General features: G+C 37.4%; 15 protein-coding genes. 13 read left to right on the plus strand and 2 right to left on the minus strand.

From position 1 onward, the window contains the following. Nucleotides 1-131 precede the first annotated feature (131 nt). The 13 genes from BM057_RS03225 to BM057_RS03285 all read left to right on the plus strand — a co-directional run bounded on the left by BM057_RS03225 (nt 132) and on the right by BM057_RS03285 (nt 12,931). Nucleotides 132-1,589, plus strand: a complete 1,458-nt coding sequence (locus BM057_RS03225; protein WP_092091456.1) for an IS5 family transposase — start codon at nt 132-134, stop codon at nt 1,587-1,589. Between the two features lie 113 nt (nt 1,590-1,702). Further along, the gene (locus tag BM057_RS03230) at nt 1,703-2,566 is read left to right on the plus strand and encodes a YitT family protein (RefSeq protein ID WP_245741790.1); all 864 of its coding nucleotides are present in this window, start codon (nt 1,703-1,705) and stop codon (nt 2,564-2,566) included. 395 nt (nt 2,567-2,961) lie between these two features. Next, the gene (gene alaS, locus BM057_RS03235; RefSeq protein WP_092091458.1) at nt 2,962-5,607 is read left to right on the plus strand and encodes an alanine--tRNA ligase; all 2,646 of its coding nucleotides are present in this window, start codon (nt 2,962-2,964) and stop codon (nt 5,605-5,607) included. 178 nt (nt 5,608-5,785) lie between these two features. Beyond that, nucleotides 5,786-6,052, plus strand: a complete 267-nt coding sequence (locus BM057_RS03240; protein WP_092091460.1) for an IreB family regulatory phosphoprotein — start codon at nt 5,786-5,788, stop codon at nt 6,050-6,052. Further along, nucleotides 6,049-6,471, plus strand: coding sequence for a Holliday junction resolvase RuvX (gene ruvX / locus BM057_RS03245; RefSeq protein WP_092091463.1), 423 nt, complete (start codon nt 6,049-6,051; stop codon nt 6,469-6,471). The genes BM057_RS03240 and ruvX overlap by 4 nt, the downstream gene beginning before the upstream one ends. A 57-nt stretch (nt 6,472-6,528) precedes the next feature. Next, nucleotides 6,529-6,831, plus strand: a complete 303-nt coding sequence (locus BM057_RS03250; RefSeq protein WP_047390122.1) for a DUF1292 domain-containing protein — start codon at nt 6,529-6,531, stop codon at nt 6,829-6,831. Between the two features lie 155 nt (nt 6,832-6,986). Next, on the plus strand, nt 6,987-8,141 hold the full coding sequence (gene mltG / locus BM057_RS03255) for an endolytic transglycosylase MltG (protein ID WP_092091465.1): 1,155 nt from the start codon (nt 6,987-6,989) through the stop codon (nt 8,139-8,141). A gap of 85 nt (nt 8,142-8,226) precedes the next feature. Next, a complete protein-coding gene (gene udk, locus BM057_RS03260; protein ID WP_047390124.1) occupies nt 8,227-8,859 on the plus strand; it encodes a uridine kinase in 633 nt (210 codons plus the stop codon). 460 nt (nt 8,860-9,319) lie between these two features. Beyond that, on the plus strand, nt 9,320-9,793 hold the full coding sequence (greA, locus tag BM057_RS03265; RefSeq protein ID WP_047390125.1) for a transcription elongation factor GreA: 474 nt from the start codon (nt 9,320-9,322) through the stop codon (nt 9,791-9,793). A 261-nt stretch (nt 9,794-10,054) separates the two neighbouring features. After that, nucleotides 10,055-10,789: a cell wall-active antibiotics response protein LiaF gene (gene liaF / locus BM057_RS03270; RefSeq protein ID WP_092091467.1), complete on the plus strand. Its 735-nt coding sequence runs from the start codon at nt 10,055-10,057 to the stop codon at nt 10,787-10,789. Further along, nucleotides 10,789-11,877, plus strand: coding sequence for a sensor histidine kinase (locus BM057_RS03275; protein WP_092091469.1), 1,089 nt, complete (start codon nt 10,789-10,791; stop codon nt 11,875-11,877). The genes liaF and BM057_RS03275 overlap by 1 nt, the downstream gene beginning before the upstream one ends. Continuing rightward, the gene (locus BM057_RS03280; RefSeq protein ID WP_092091471.1) at nt 11,855-12,487 is read left to right on the plus strand and encodes a response regulator; all 633 of its coding nucleotides are present in this window, start codon (nt 11,855-11,857) and stop codon (nt 12,485-12,487) included. The genes BM057_RS03275 and BM057_RS03280 overlap by 23 nt, the downstream gene beginning before the upstream one ends. Before the next feature lie 147 nt (nt 12,488-12,634). After that, the gene (locus tag BM057_RS03285; protein WP_092091472.1) at nt 12,635-12,931 is read left to right on the plus strand and encodes a HesB/YadR/YfhF family protein; all 297 of its coding nucleotides are present in this window, start codon (nt 12,635-12,637) and stop codon (nt 12,929-12,931) included. A 60-nt stretch (nt 12,932-12,991) separates the two neighbouring features. Here the strand turns inward: BM057_RS03285 and rnjA are convergent, their stop codons facing one another. Both rnjA and BM057_RS03295 read right to left on the minus strand, forming a co-directional pair. Next, a complete protein-coding gene (rnjA, locus tag BM057_RS03290; RefSeq protein WP_092091474.1) occupies nt 12,992-14,662 on the minus strand; it encodes a ribonuclease J1 in 1,671 nt (556 codons plus the stop codon). After that, nucleotides 14,663-14,878: a DNA-directed RNA polymerase subunit epsilon gene (locus BM057_RS03295; RefSeq protein WP_092091476.1), complete on the minus strand. Its 216-nt coding sequence runs from the start codon at nt 14,876-14,878 to the stop codon at nt 14,663-14,665. Between the last annotated feature and the right edge of the window lie 138 nt (nt 14,879-15,016).

The raw sequence follows: 15,016 nt of genomic DNA on the forward strand, positions 1-15,016 counted from the left end.
TAATGTCTGCTGAATAATAAACTATGCTTATTCTGCTGCCTTTTACAACTAATGATTGATATAATAGATGCAAGGGTTTTTATAGGATGTCGAACAAAACCTTGCACTTTTACTGAAATGAGGACAGAAACGTGTATAAATCACAACCGTATTCACAAATCGCTTTCGAAGACTTCAACCAACCAATGGGACTAAAAATGAACCCGAAAAATAGATGGATTGAAAAAGCAGAATGGATCCCTTGGGCTGAACTGGAAAAGGACTACGCCAAGAACTTTCGCAATCAAAAAGGCAATGTCGCAAAACCGCTTCGCATGGCTATGGGTGCCCTTTTGATCCAAATAGAATACGGTTATTCTGATGAAGAGACTGTCCTTCAGATCCAAGAAAACCCTTATCTTCAATTCTTTATCGGCTTACCCGGCTATCAAGAGGAAAAACCATTCGACTCTTCGACGATGGTTTATTTTCGCAAACGCTTGGACGCTGTAACACTGACCGAGATCAATGAAAAAATTATTGATTACGCCTTAGCCAAAGAAAATCAAGATAACGATAACGACACTGATGACGATGCGGATTCGAATGATTCGGGGAATGCCGGAACATTGATCTTAGATGCAACTTGTGCGCCTCAAAAAATCAAGTATCCTACGGATACAGAACTGCTCAATGAAGCACGTACGCATGCAGAAAAGATGGTAGACGACATTTGTGATACCAACGGTTTCTCTAAGCCTCGTATGTATCGCAAGAAAGCTAGAAAAGATTACTTGTCAATTGTTCGCCGCAAAAGAAAGTCAGTCAAATGGCTGCGCCCTAAAATACGAAAGTTACTTGGATACGTACGCCGAGATATCGACTACATTAAAGGTTATCTCGAGCAAGGGATCAAACTGAACGAGAAACAACAAAAAACACTCGACGTCATTTGTCGTATCTATGACCAGCAGAAGGAAATGTTCGATAAAAAGATGCATTCCGTAAAAGACCGCATCGTCAGCTTTTCTCAACCTTGGCTGCGACCGATTGTTCGAGGGAAATCCAAAACAACAGTTGAATTCGGAGCGAAGCTGGATCTGAGTATCGATTCAAATGGGATGGCACGGATTGAAAAGACCAGTTTTGATGCTTACAATGAAGCTTCTGTGTTGGTTCAAGCTGTCCGCCGTTTCTACGATCGAAACGGCTGTTATCCTGAGCGGATTCTCGCTGATAAGATCTATCGGAATCGAGAAAACAGGTCTTACTGCAAGGCACGAGACATTCGCCTAGCCGGACCATCACTTGGTCGGCCGAAGAAAGACCAAACTAGAGATAAAAAAATCGAATACCGCGATAATGCAGACCGTGTAGCAGTTGAACGCAGCTTCAGTTTACTGAAGCGCTGTTTCGGTATGGAAAATATTCGTACCAAACTCCGTGAAACCACCTTGACTACAATTGCCTTATCCGTCATTGCGATGAATGTAGCTAATATTCATCGTAATCACTTGTGCTCTTTTTTTAGTCAAATAAAGAATCGGATAAAAAGCCGGAAGGTTCTTTTGAACTTTCCTTTATTACAAATTAGCCTAATTGTTCAGTAGACATTATATAAAAAAATCTTCATTTTTTGAATTTTCTGTCTTTATTTGTTTGCAAACGATGATAGAATAAGCAAGATGTGCGTAAAAAGAGAGGATGAAGAAAATTGAAAAAAGTGGCATCTAAATATACACTAAGTGCGATGGATATTCTTTATGTATTGATAGGATCTCTTATAGCTGGGGTTTCTTTTAAAGTTTTTCTATTGCCGAATAATATCGTTTCGGGAGGCGTTAGTGGGATTAGTACGATTTTAAATACTTTATTCTCTTGGGATCCAGCCATGATTCAATTTGCTTTAAATATTCCGCTATTGGCGCTTTGTTATGTAGCTTTAGGAAAAGCTTCGTTCTATAAAACGGTTTTAGGAAGCTTAGCTATGCCAGCTTTTATTGGTCTGTTTTCGTTTTTGGAACCTGTGACTGATTCTCAGTTATTAGCAGCTTTGTTTGGCGGGTTAACTTCAGGGATCGGCATTGGTTTGGTTTATCGAGCAAAAGCTTCAACCGGAGGAACGAGTATTGTAGCTCAAGTCGTTCACGAATATCTACACCTTCCTTTAGGGTTAAGTGCAGGATTAGTAGATGGGCTTGTTATTGTAGCAGCCTTTGCAGCCTTTGATGCGGAAACGATCATGTATTCCATGATCGCGTTGTTTATCGTCAGTCGAACGATCGACTTGATCCAAGTTGGTTTGAACCGTTCTAAAAGTGTGCTCATTATTTCTGATTATCCAAATGAAATTAAAACGGCAATTTTCAAAAATGTTAATCGAGGCGTGACCAACCTTGGAATAAAAGGTGGTTATGGAAATACCGATAAAGAAATGATCATGTGTGTGGTTGCAGAACACGAATTTACCTTATTAAAAGATACTATTTTAGCAGTAGATCCTAAAGCTTTTGTTGTCGTCACCAGTGCGAGCGAAGTTTGGGGAGCAGGATTCACCTTAGAAAGAGAGTTCAATTTAAATCTCTAAAGACTGAGGTGTCAGCTTTTTTTAGGTTGACTTTTCATGTGTTTTTTCATATACTTTTAACGTTGAAACAATGTAAAAATGAAGGATATAGCTGTTTATTATTTGCTCAAAGAAAGGTTTTCCTAGGCTGAAAGAAGACCAGTAAACTAAACAAGTTGCTCCCTTCATCACAAATAGTAGAAATACTATCGGCGCTCCCGTTATTGAGACATAAAGAGGTAATGAAACAGTCTATTCTTTTCATTGCAAGCAAGGTGGTACCGCGATTTTTTCGTCCTTGTTCTGCAATAGAGAATAGGCTTTTTATATTTCATCATACGTCTGTTGTTAAAAATGACAGGTACCGAAATTGAAAAAACATAAATAAATTCAAAAAACAAAAGGTGAGTGAAAAAATGAAAACATTAAATAGCAGCGAAGTACGTCAAATGTATTTAGACTTTTTTAAATCAAAACATCATCAAGTTGAGCCAAGTGCGTCATTGGTACCGGTAGATGATCCTACTTTGCTTTGGATCAATTCAGGAGTTGCCACGATGAAAAAATACTTTGATGGATCAGTGATTCCTGACAATCCACGCATGACGAGTGCTCAAAAGAGTATTCGGACAAATGATATTGAGAATGTTGGTAGAACGGCTCGTCATCATACATTATTTGAAATGTTGGGTAATTTTTCCATTGGAGATTACTTTAAAGAAGAAGCAATCGAATGGGCTTGGGAGTTCTTGACTAGTGAAAAGTGGTTAGCTTTTGAACCAGAAAAATTATACGTAACGGTTTATCCGGAAGATAAAGAAACAAAACGTATCTGGAAAGAAGACATCGGTTTAGCTGATGATCATATCATTGAAGTGGAAGACAATTTTTGGGACATCGGTGAAGGCCCATGTGGACCAGATTCAGAAATTTTTTATGATCGTGGAGAAACGTATAACAACGTTGCAGCAGATGATCCTGAAAATTACCCTGGCGGCGAAAATGAAAGATGGCTAGAAATTTGGAATTTAGTGTTTTCTGAATTTAATCACAAACCAGACGGCTCTTACGAACCACTACCGCATAAGAATATTGATACGGGAATGGGACTTGAAAGAGTGGTTTCTATTATCCAAGATGCACCAACCAATTTTGAAACGGATTTGTTCTTACCGATCATTCAAGAAGTTGAAAAAATGAGTGATCAAAAGTATGGAAATGATCCTGCAAAGGATGTTTCTTTTAAAGTAATCGCTGATCATATTCGCGCTGTTGCTTTTGCAGTCGGTGATGGTGCATTGCCTTCAAATGAAGGACGAGGTTATGTCTTAAGACGCTTACTGCGTAGAGCTGTGATGCATGGAAAAAAACTGGGGATCCACCAAGCGTTCTTGTATAAACTCGTTCCAGTTGTTGGTCGAATCATGGAAAGCCACTACCCAGAAATTCTTAAGGAAGAAGCATTTATTGAAAAAGTAATCAAGAATGAAGAAGCTCGCTTTAATGAAACGATCAATGAAGGTTTAGAAATGCTAAACCAATTGATCAAAGCTTTAAAAGAAAAAGGCCAAAAAAAATTGAACGGAGAAGATATATTCCGTCTTTATGACACTTATGGATTTCCAGTAGAATTAACGGAAGAATATGCGGAAGAAGAAGGACTAGAAGTTGATCATGAAGGTTTCGAAAAGGAAATGGATAAGCAGCGGGAACGCGCACGTGCAGCACGAAGCGATGATAAATCGATGTCCGTACAAACTGGACTTTTTGCTAACGTTACTGAGGAAAGCCGCTTTTTGGGATATGAAGCAGTGGAGGCAAAAGGTAAACTGGTTGTGATCGCAACCTCAGAGGAGTTAGTTGAACAAGCAGCAGCTGGAACATCCGTTGAAATGATTTTTGATCAAACACCTTTTTATGCTGAAATGGGTGGACAAGTAGGAGATACGGGAGTCATTCAGTCTCTTGATGGTACGATCGTTGCAAATGTGACAGACGTACAAAGAGCCCCAGCCGGACAACCGCTGCATAAAGTTGAAGTCGTAGCACCACTATCGGTTGGTGAGACGTATATTTTATCTGTTAATAAAGATGCTCGTCGCAAAATCACGCGAAATCATACCGCTACTCACTTGCTGCATCAAGCTTTGAAAGACGTTCTCGGCAAACATGCAAATCAAGCTGGTTCTTTAGTAACACCAACCCATTTGCGTTTTGATTTCACTCATTTTGGACAAGTGACGACTGAAGAATTAGAAAGAATGGAACAAATGGTCAATGAAAAAATATGGGCTTCTATTCCAGTGGTTACACTTGAAACAGATATTGATACTGCAAAAGAAATGGGAGCAATGGCTTTATTTGGCGAAAAATACGGACACGATGTACGTGTTGTCAATGTAGGAGATTATTCTATCGAATTATGTGGTGGTGTTCATGTCAGAAACACCAGCGAAATCGGCATCTTTAAAATTGTATCAGAATCTGGAATAGGAGCAGGTGTAAGACGGATCGAAGCCATTACAAGTGAAGCTGTATATGCGTTGCTGGAAGAAGAACATCAACGTTTAGAAACGATTGCTGGCTTGGTCAAAGCTCAACAAACAAAAGATACTATCCAAAAAGTAGAACAACTTCAAGACGAACTGAAAATGTTGCGTAAAGAAAATGAATCGTTAGAAGCTAAATTGGCAAATCAACAAGTTGCAAATATCTTTAATGAGCCTCAAGATATTGATGGCGTTTCGGTTATTGCAGCTCAAGTAGATGTGAAAGATATGAATCAACTGCGTCAACTAGCTGATCAATGGAAACAAAAAGCAGCTTCTAATGTGTTAGTACTTGGCTTGATCACAAACGGTAAAGTCAACTTGCTAGCAGCTATGGATAAAGAAATGATCAACAAAGGTTTGAAAGCAGGTAACTTGATCAAAGAAATCGCACCGATCGTTGGCGGTGGTGGCGGCGGACGTCCTGATATGGCACAAGCTGGCGGCAAGAATCCTGAGGGGCTGACAGCTGCTTTGAAAAGAGCTGTTGATTGGATCCAAGAAAATGTCTAACCATTCTAAGATGGCTCATTTAAAATCAGTTGAATCAGGGATGTGTTTTCAAGAAAGACAACAAGCTTTCTTCTAGTAGTCATTGAATTATTCCAAATGTTTGAGGATAAGCATTGTAGTTTGAAGTGCTTTCTTGTAAAATAAGAACTGTAGTTAACAGAAATAGAGGTGTAATAAAATGGGGTCATTAGATGAAACAGTTCGTTTCAACGTTGGCGACAACAGCAAAAAAGATGTCAAAGAAACATTGTCTATTGTATATACAGCTTTAAATGAAAAAGGATACAACTCAATCAACCAAATCGTGGGATATTTGTTATCTGGAGATCCAGCTTACATCCCACGTCACAAAGATGCCAGAAACTTAATCAAAAGGCATGAAAGAGATGAAATTGTTGAAGAACTCGTAAAATCTTATCTAAAAAGTGAAAGAAAAGATATATGAGAACGATGGGGTTAGATGTAGGGTCAAAAACAGTTGGTGTTGCTGTTAGCGACCCTTTTGGGTGGACAGCACAAGGAATCGAAATTATTCAGATCAATGAAGACGCAGGGGAATACGGATTGGAAAGAGTCGCCGAATTGATCGAACAATATGAGATCACAAAAATCGTTGTGGGTTTGCCCAAAAATATGAACAACACGATTGGCCCAAGAGCAGAAGCTTCTATGCTGTATGCAGAGATGCTGGAAAAGCAATTTCAATTGCCTGTAGCGTTTCAAGATGAACGATTAACGACGGTTCAAGCAGAGCGTATGTTGATCGAAGAAGGAAATGCATCTCGAAGGAAACGAAAAAAAGTGATCGATAAACTAGCAGCGGTCATGATTTTGCAGAACCATTTAGATCAGCATCCTAGCTAGTTTATTGATCCATTTAATGAGTTGTAGAAAAAATAAAAAATAGAAAGGGGTCTTACAATGGCTCACGAACACGATCACGAGCATGGTCATGACCACGAACACATCACGATTGTTGATGAACAAGGAAACGAAGAATTATACGAAATTTTATTTACATTTGATTCAGATGATTTTGAAAAATCTTATGTTTTGGTTTATCCGGCTGGTGCAGCTGAAGGAGAAGAAGTGGAATTGTCTGCATTTTCATTTATCCAAGATGAAAATGGAGAACAAGGACAGTTAAATCCAATCGAAACAGAAGCAGAGTGGGATATGATCGAAGAAGTACTCAATACTTTTATGGAAGATGAAGAAGAATAAAGGATTTAACACACTTTTGCTTTTCTAAAAAAGCTAACGATACTGTTAGCTTTTTTTTTGGGTTCTCATCAGCTTTGTTTTCATGTATAATAATGAGAGAAAAGCGGGACCAATCAGTATGATCTATACAATTGGTTCAGTTAGGAGGCCTATGATTGGCAAATCGAAAAAAAGAGGATACTTCAAAGAAAATAAATAGCCAATATATTGGTGAGCGTAATGATCAATATGATCAAAAGAAAGAAAAAAAAGTTGTTCGACGAATTGTTCTTGGAATCATTACCGTTCTTATCATTCTTGTCTTGGTGCTAGGATTCACTGGCTACCGTTTTTATACAACTTCTCTCGAACCGGTGAACAAGGCGAACACTGAAGAAATCCAAATAGAAATTCCTTCTGGGTCTTCTTCGACAGATATCGCGAAGATTTTAGAGAAAAACAACATCATCAAAAGTGCTTCAGTTTTTAATATTTATACACGAATTAACCACGAGTCGAATTTTAGAGCAGGATATTATCTTTTTTCTCCTTCTATGGATATTGATCAGATCATTCATCAATTACAGACAGGCGGAAGCGATGTAGCTTTTGGTTCTTCTAATCCAGTAACGATAAGAGAAGGCGTAGGGATTGATCAAATTGCAGAAGCGATCGAAAAAAGTACCGTTTATTCTGCAGATGATTTTCTCGAACTGATCCAGAGCAAAGCATTTTTAAATCAGATGCTGGATAAATATCCAGATCTATTGGAAAGTGCTATGGATGCAAAAAACACAAAATATGTTCTGGAAGGATACCTTTATCCAGCTACATATGATTACTATGAAGATATGGACTTAGAGACACTTGTTGAAAGCATGTTGGCTAAAACGAACAGTATTTTGAAAGATGACTATGCAAAAATTAAAGAGCAAGGACGAACAGTCCAAGAAATATTGACGATTGCTTCATTAGTCGAGAGAGAAGCTATTCATGATGAAGATCGTACAAGAGTTGCAGGTGTTTTTTATAATCGTTTAGAAGCAGAAATGCCTTTGCAATCAGATATTTCGGTCCTTTATGCTTTAAATCTTCATAAAGAAAAAGTCACGCTTGAAGACTTGAAGGTTGATTCGCCATATAATCTATATGCTCACACTGGGTATGGACCAGGACCTTTTAACAGCCCAAGCAAAGCAAGTATTCTAGCAGCTTTGAATCCACAAGAATCAAAAGATCTTTATTTCTTAGCGGACTTGAAAACAGGAAAAGTTTATTTTGCAGAGACGTATCAAGAACATTTGGAAAATAAAGCAGCTTATCTTGACTAATAGATAGACAGTTGCATAAGAGAAACAATAAAAGCATTGAACAGAGAGACGTTCAATGCTTTTAACTAAGAAAAGAGGATCAGTTATGTCAATAAAGAAAAAACCTATCGTCATTGGAGTAACAGGAGGATCAGGTAGCGGAAAAACGAGTGTCAGCCAGGCTGTTTTTAATCACTTTTCAGGACATTCTATTTTAATGCTCGAACAAGATTATTATTACAAAGATCAAAGCCATTTGTCTTTTGAAGAAAGGTTAAAAACAAATTATGATCATCCTTTTGCCTTTGATACAGACTTGCTGATCGAACATGTCAAAGAACTGCTTCAATATCAAACCATCCAAAAACCGGTTTATGATTATGCGAGACATACAAGAAGCAAGGAAGTCATCATTCAAGAACCAAAAGAAGTAATCATTTTGGAAGGAATATTGATTTTAGATCATCCTGATCTTCGTGACTTGATGGATATCAAAGTTTATGTGGACACAGATGATGATATCCGTATCATTCGTCGGATCAAAAGAGACATCGAAGAAAGAGGACGAACCTTAGACTCTGTCATAGATCAATACTTAACGGTCGTAAAGCCGATGCACAATCAATTCGTTGAGCCAACCAAACGGTATGCAGATATCATCATTCCTGAAGGCGGCCGCAATCAAGTGGCTGTTGATTTGATGACGACGAAAATCCACAGCATCCTTGAAAAACGTTGAAGCACGATACACGAGGCGAGATTTTTATCAAAAAATAAACTCATCCGTTAGTTGATTAAAATGGAAAAGAACTTGTAAGAAAGGCAACGTACATGTTCTTTTCCATTCGTTATAGGATCAAGGTGTTCATACAATATTGTACAAAATGAAGAAATTTGTTTACGAAAAAAGTATGGTAGTAAAGAAAGCTTTTTATCTTGCAAACATTAAGACAGGCACTTATGTTGATTTGACAAGGGATTAAGAGACAAAATCCATAACTGAAGGAAATAGAAAGAAACGAATGAAAAATAAAATAACGAAAGATCGCTAATTTTTTCACAAATATTTCAAAAATATAAAATAAAGTATTTACTTTTTAATAAGGGCATGGTATCTTGTCACTATTAAAATTATTAGCAAATGAGTACGCTACCACTTTTAAAAGAAAGGTAGTTTAACCACTGAAGGAGAGAGAAACATGATTGAACGCACATACCCTATGACTATTGAAGGGAAAAAGAAATTAGAAGAAGAATTAGAAGAACTAAAAACAGTTAAAAGAGGAGAAGTCATTGAAAGAATCAAAATTGCTCGCAGTTTTGGTGATTTATCTGAGAACTCTGAATATGAATCTGCAAAAGATGAACAAGCTTTTGTAGAAGGTCGCATTACAAAAATCGAAAATATGCTTCGTTTTTCAGAAATTATTGATAATTCTACATCAGCAGCTGATGAAGTTTCAATCGGAAAAACTGTTACATTTATTGAACTGCCCGATGGAGATGAAGAAGAATATACAATCGTCGGCAGTGCAGAAGCAGATCCGTTCAACGGAAAAATTTCGAATGATTCTCCTATCGCTAAGTCATTGATTGGTAAAAAAGTCGATGATGAAGTAGTGATTGAAACACCTGGTGGAGACATGAAAATCAAAATCACAACTGTTCAATAAACAATGATAGATACTTTTCTGTTGTTGCCTAAATTGTGATTGGTGAACAAACAAGGAGCGTTAAAACAAGTCAGTCGGCTTTGTTTTAACGCTCCTTGTTTGTCTCTTATGAAAATACTAGGAGAGGTGAAAGAAGTCTTTTTTAGACTTATTTTTCGGACTTTAGTTGTAGAGGCAATTCATGCTTAAGCAGCTGTATTTTGATGAAAAAAGAGCTATACTGTTAGATGAGGAATAATAGCAAGAAGGAGGTTCGTATTAGTGAAGAATAGGTGGAGGGCTTTTTTATTCATTGAGGCTGTATTAGTATTATGGCTGATTTATCAAATTACAACACACCTTTTTATACTGGGAATGATCATTTTAGGGTTATTTATTTTTTTCTCGGTTCAAAGTAGCAAAAAAGAAAATAAAACTCCTTATTATTTAATTTCACTATTTTTGATTTTATTTTCATTATTTTCTTTGACATCTTTCTGGGTATTCCTTATTGTGAACGGTGTATGGTTATTATCAGAAGGAAAATCCCACTTAAAAAAAATGGATAACCGTCTTTTTAAACATGCGCCTTGGAATAAAAAAGACATGATCGTCGTAGATACAGTAGAAAAAATGCCTAAAAATGGGAAAAAAATAAAATATGAATGGCTTGGCAATACAAAAATAGGTGACCAAGTCTATGAGTGGGATGATATCAACCTTTCTGTTTTGGCTGGCGATACCATCATTGACTTAGGAAATACCTTTTTGCCCAAATCAGAAAACTTCGTCGTTTTGCGTAAAGGGTTTGGAAAAACAAGAATTCTTGTCCCAACTGGAACAGGGATTTTATTAGAGCACCATACTTTAAACGGAAAAGTTATATTTGAAGGAGAAACGATTTCCTTATCAAATGAGACTTTAAAAATCTATAGTAAGGATTATGATGAGAGCACTAGAAAATTAAAGATCATTACCTCTGTTTTTCTAGGAGATCTGGAGGTGATCTCTGTATAATGGGCAGAAAATTAAAGACCTATTTTTTCCCGACTTTTTTGTTTATCTTTATCCTGCTTTTATTTATCACAATTTCGTTCAGCTATGCTTCCAATGATCATGAATGGTATTTAACGGTGTTTACTCATCGCTTTTTATACATCCCGTTTGTTTTTTATGAATTAGCAATAGCTGCCATCCTTTCAGGAATTCTGATTTTCTTTAGTTATTTTCGCTCTCGAAGACAAGCAGAAAAAATCCAACAAGCATTGGAAGATTTAGCTAAAGGAAACTACTATGCAGGTGAAAGTATCAGCAGGATCCCTTTAGAGGATTTTAAAGAAACTGTTGTGATCCAAAATATTAGTCGAGATGTCGTCACTATTCAGCAAAAGCTTATTCAGTTGTCTAAAGAAGTTCAAGAATACAGCAGTCAACCTTTGATGGTTGATCAACTGACAAAAGAGGAGATCTTGGAAAAAGAACGGCACCGGCTTGCAAGAGAACTTCATGATTCTGTCAGCCAACAATTATTCGCAGCTATGATGATGTTGTCAGCATTAAGTGAACAGATGAAAGATGGCGATCCAGTTATTAAAAGCCAGCTGGAACGGGTGGAGATGATCATTAATGAGTCTCAATCTGAAATGCGTGCATTGCTGCTACATTTGCGTCCTGTGAAATTAGAAGGTAAGAGTTTAAAAGATGGGATCGTGCAATTGTTAAAGGAACTGCGCACAAAAATCCAAATGAAACTGACTTGGTCGATCGAAGATGTTTCCTTGCCAAAAGGAATAGAAGACCATCTTTTTCGGATTATCCAAGAGTTGCTGTCCAATACATTAAGACACAGTAAAGCAAAAGAATTGGAAGTTTATTTAGATCAAATTGATCAAACGATTTCTTTGCGTGTATTAGACGATGGTGTGGGATTTGACCCAAACATAAAAAAAGCGGGTAGTTATGGTCTGGAAAACATCCGCGAAAGAGTTTCTGGCATGGGTGGGACATGCAAAATCATTAGTTTTAAAAATAAAGGAACAAGTATAGAGATCAAAATACCGCTTGTAAAAGGAAGTGAAACGAATGATAAAGGTGTTATTAGTTGATGATCATGAAATGGTGAGATTAGGTGTTTCTTCTTATTTAATGGTTCAACCAGATATGGAAGTGGTCGGTGAGGCTGAAAATGGCCAAATAGGATTTGAAAAGGCTGTAGAGCTGCGACCAGATATTATTCTGATGGATCTGGTCATGGATGAAATGGATGGCATAGCATCGACTAAAGCCATCTTGAAAGAATGGCCAGAAGCAAAAATCATTATTTTAACAAGTTTTATTGATGATGAGAAAGTCTATCCTGCTTTAGAAGCAGGAGCAGCCAGCTATATCTTGAAAACATCAACGGCCAGTGAGATAGCAGATGCTATTCGGTCTACATATCAAGGAGAAACGGTGTTAGAACCTGAAGTAACAGGTAAGATGATGGAACACTTTTCTAAGCAGCATCAGCCTCAGTTACATGACGAATTAACGAGTCGAGAACATGAGATTTTGCTGCTGATAGCCCAAGGGAAATCAAATCAAGAGATAGCAGATGAATTGTTTATTACACTAAAAACGGTTAAAACCCATGTATCAAATATACTGGCTAAATTAAACGTTGAAGATCGTACTCAAGCCACCATCTACGCTTTTAGAAATCAGTTGATTGAATAGGGGATTGTTTCTTTAAGTTGATTCATCCTCTTTGTCTGGTGAAAGCACGGTTACACTTTTTAGAAGTGTAATCTTATTTTATCTGTGCTAAACTAGTTGTAGTGAGGAAATGAGAGGAGGCAACACAGATTTATTCTGTGAATCATCATGAAGATAACGATAAGCGATCAAGCTCAACAATGGTTTGAAGACGAGTTAGGAATTCCTGAAGGGTATGGTATCCGTTTTTTAGGGAAAGTATATGGGAAAACGGAAATCCATGAAGGCTTCTCAGTAGCAATGAATGTTGAAGAACCTGGTGGAGATTTGCTAGCATCCACAACCAAAGGTGGTATTTTATACTTCATCAATCATTCTGATGAATGGTTTTTTAGCGGACATGACTTAGAAGTAGATTTTGATCAAGAAAGAGAAGAACCAATTTACCACTTTCATGAGCAATAAAAAAAAATAATAGACTTCATAAAAAAAGGAATCCGGAAATTTTCCGGATTCCTTTTTTTATTAAACTGGCATAATAATGGGTAGAATCATTGGGTTTCTTTCTGTACGTTCATATAAGAAAGGCTTTAATGATTGAATAATAGAAGTTTTGATCATTTGCTCAGTGACTTGTTCTTCTTTAAAGACTTTCTTTAAGTTTCTTGTCACGACTCTTTGGGCATCATGGATCAGCTGACCAGATTCTCTCATGTAAATAAAACCTCTTGAAAGAATATCCGGTCCGGCTAAAATAAGACGGGATTTAAAATCAACTGTTACAACTACGACCAACAAACCTTCTTCAGAAAGAAGTTTACGATCGCGTAACACGATATTCCCGATATCTCCAATACCCTTGCCATCCACGTATACGTCTCCGGCTTCAAAGTGACCAGCTTGGCGCGCGGTGTCTTCTGTTAGCGCAAGGACGTCACCATTATTAAGAATAAAGCAATTGTCTTTCGGTACACCAACTTGTTGAGCCAATCCTGTGTGGATCTTCAACATACGATATTCTCCGTGAACAGGAACAAAGTATTTAGGTTTCATCAAACGCAACATCAATTTTTGTTCTTGTTGACCGCCATGTCCAGAAGTATGAATATTGTTGACTTTGCCATGAACGACGTTGGCGCCGGCTTCAGTCAGCAAGTTGATCAAACGATTGACGCTTGTCGTATTACCTGGAATAGGTGAGCTGGAGAAAATAACTGTGTCTCCAGGCAGAATAGAGATCTGGCGATGCGTACCATTTGCTATTCTGCTTAAAGCAGCCATAGGTTCCCCTTGAGAACCAGTACATAAAATAATGGTTTCTTCAGCAGGAAGCTTATTGATTTCTCTTGGTTCTACAAAAGTATCTTCTGGAGCTGTAATATAACCTAATTCTTTCCCAGTTTTTACTGAGGATTCCATGCTCCGACCAAATACAGCGATTTTTCTACCAGTTTTGATAGCAGCATTGGCCACTTGTTGAATACGCGAAATGTTTGAAGCGAATGTGGCAAAGATGATTCTGCCTTCAACTTTTTGCATGATATTTGCAATGGAATCGCCAACGATTTGTTCAGATTGAGTAAAGGTTGGAACTTCAGCATTTGTACTATCTGAAAGTAGAGCTAAAACGCCTTCTTCACCGATCTTAGCTATTTTATGCAAGTTAGCCGGCAATCCGACAGGCGTAAAGTCAAATTTATAGTCTCCTGTTAGAACGATGTTGCCTGGCGGTGTTTTTACAACAACACCAAATGCTTCTGGAATACTATGAGTGGTTCGGTAAAAGCTCACACTGGTTTTTCTAAACTTGATTACATCATCTTCACGAATTTCATGAAGTTCTGCATCTCGTAACAATCCTCGCTCATTCAATTTATTTTTGATCAGTGCTAACGCTAACGGACCAGCATAAATTGGGATATTCGCTTGTTGTAAAAGGAAAGGGATCCCACCGATATGGTCTTCGTGACCATGAGTAATGAATAAACCTTTCACTTTATTGATGTTTTGAACAATATAACTATAATCGGGAATGACATAATCAATACCTAGCAAATCATCTTCAGGGAATTTTATTCCTGCATCTAAAAGAATAATCTCATCCTGAAATTGAACGCCGTAAGTATTTTTCCCGATCTCATCTAATCCCCCTATCGCAAAAACGGCAGCTTCATTATTTTTGATATTTGGTTTCATCTAGTTGAACTCCGTTAATTTGAAATCAGGACTTTTTTGTTCATAAGCCAAATATTTTTCATCTAAAAGTTGAACGTATTCGATATTGTAGGGGGTATTTTGTTCAACTAAATAGCGTGCTTCTACAGCGCTCTCTGTTTCAATATATAAAGCTTTCGTTTTTTCTCTTTTTGGGTTGGAAATTTTGTCTTCTTGATAAGTGACTTTAAAAATCATTTTTTTCTCTCCTTTGATGATTCAATTTTGTTTTTCGCGTCGTCATGTACGGGGTAAAACATACCTGTATAGATAAAAAGCGAAGCAGTTCTCTCCAAACGATGTCAATATGGAGCAGATACTGAAACGCAAAAACAA

The sequence above is a fragment of the Pisciglobus halotolerans genome (assembly GCF_900113675.1).
Lineage (GTDB): Bacteria > Bacillota > Bacilli > Lactobacillales > Carnobacteriaceae > Pisciglobus > Pisciglobus halotolerans.

What these genes read in the sequence shown, in the direction of transcription:
- udk (WP_047390124.1), top strand. Translation starts at nt 8,227, where the DNA reads ATGTCAATAAAGAAAAAACCTATCGTCATTGGAGTAACAGGAGGATCA.
- BM057_RS03295 (WP_092091476.1), bottom strand. Translation starts at nt 14,878, where the DNA reads ATGATTTTTAAAGTCACTTATCAAGAAGACAAAATTTCCAACCCAAAA.
- BM057_RS03275 (WP_092091469.1), top strand. Translation starts at nt 10,789, where the DNA reads ATGGGCAGAAAATTAAAGACCTATTTTTTCCCGACTTTTTTGTTTATC.
- rnjA (WP_092091474.1), bottom strand. Translation starts at nt 14,662, where the DNA reads ATGAAACCAAATATCAAAAATAATGAAGCTGCCGTTTTTGCGATAGGG.
- BM057_RS03285 (WP_092091472.1), top strand. Translation starts at nt 12,635, where the DNA reads ATGAAGATAACGATAAGCGATCAAGCTCAACAATGGTTTGAAGACGAG.
- BM057_RS03280 (WP_092091471.1), top strand. Translation starts at nt 11,855, where the DNA reads ATGATAAAGGTGTTATTAGTTGATGATCATGAAATGGTGAGATTAGGT.
- ruvX (WP_092091463.1), top strand. Translation starts at nt 6,049, where the DNA reads ATGAGAACGATGGGGTTAGATGTAGGGTCAAAAACAGTTGGTGTTGCT.
- greA (WP_047390125.1), top strand. Translation starts at nt 9,320, where the DNA reads ATGATTGAACGCACATACCCTATGACTATTGAAGGGAAAAAGAAATTA.
- alaS (WP_092091458.1), top strand. Translation starts at nt 2,962, where the DNA reads ATGAAAACATTAAATAGCAGCGAAGTACGTCAAATGTATTTAGACTTT.
- BM057_RS03250 (WP_047390122.1), top strand. Translation starts at nt 6,529, where the DNA reads ATGGCTCACGAACACGATCACGAGCATGGTCATGACCACGAACACATC.
- BM057_RS03240 (WP_092091460.1), top strand. Translation starts at nt 5,786, where the DNA reads ATGGGGTCATTAGATGAAACAGTTCGTTTCAACGTTGGCGACAACAGC.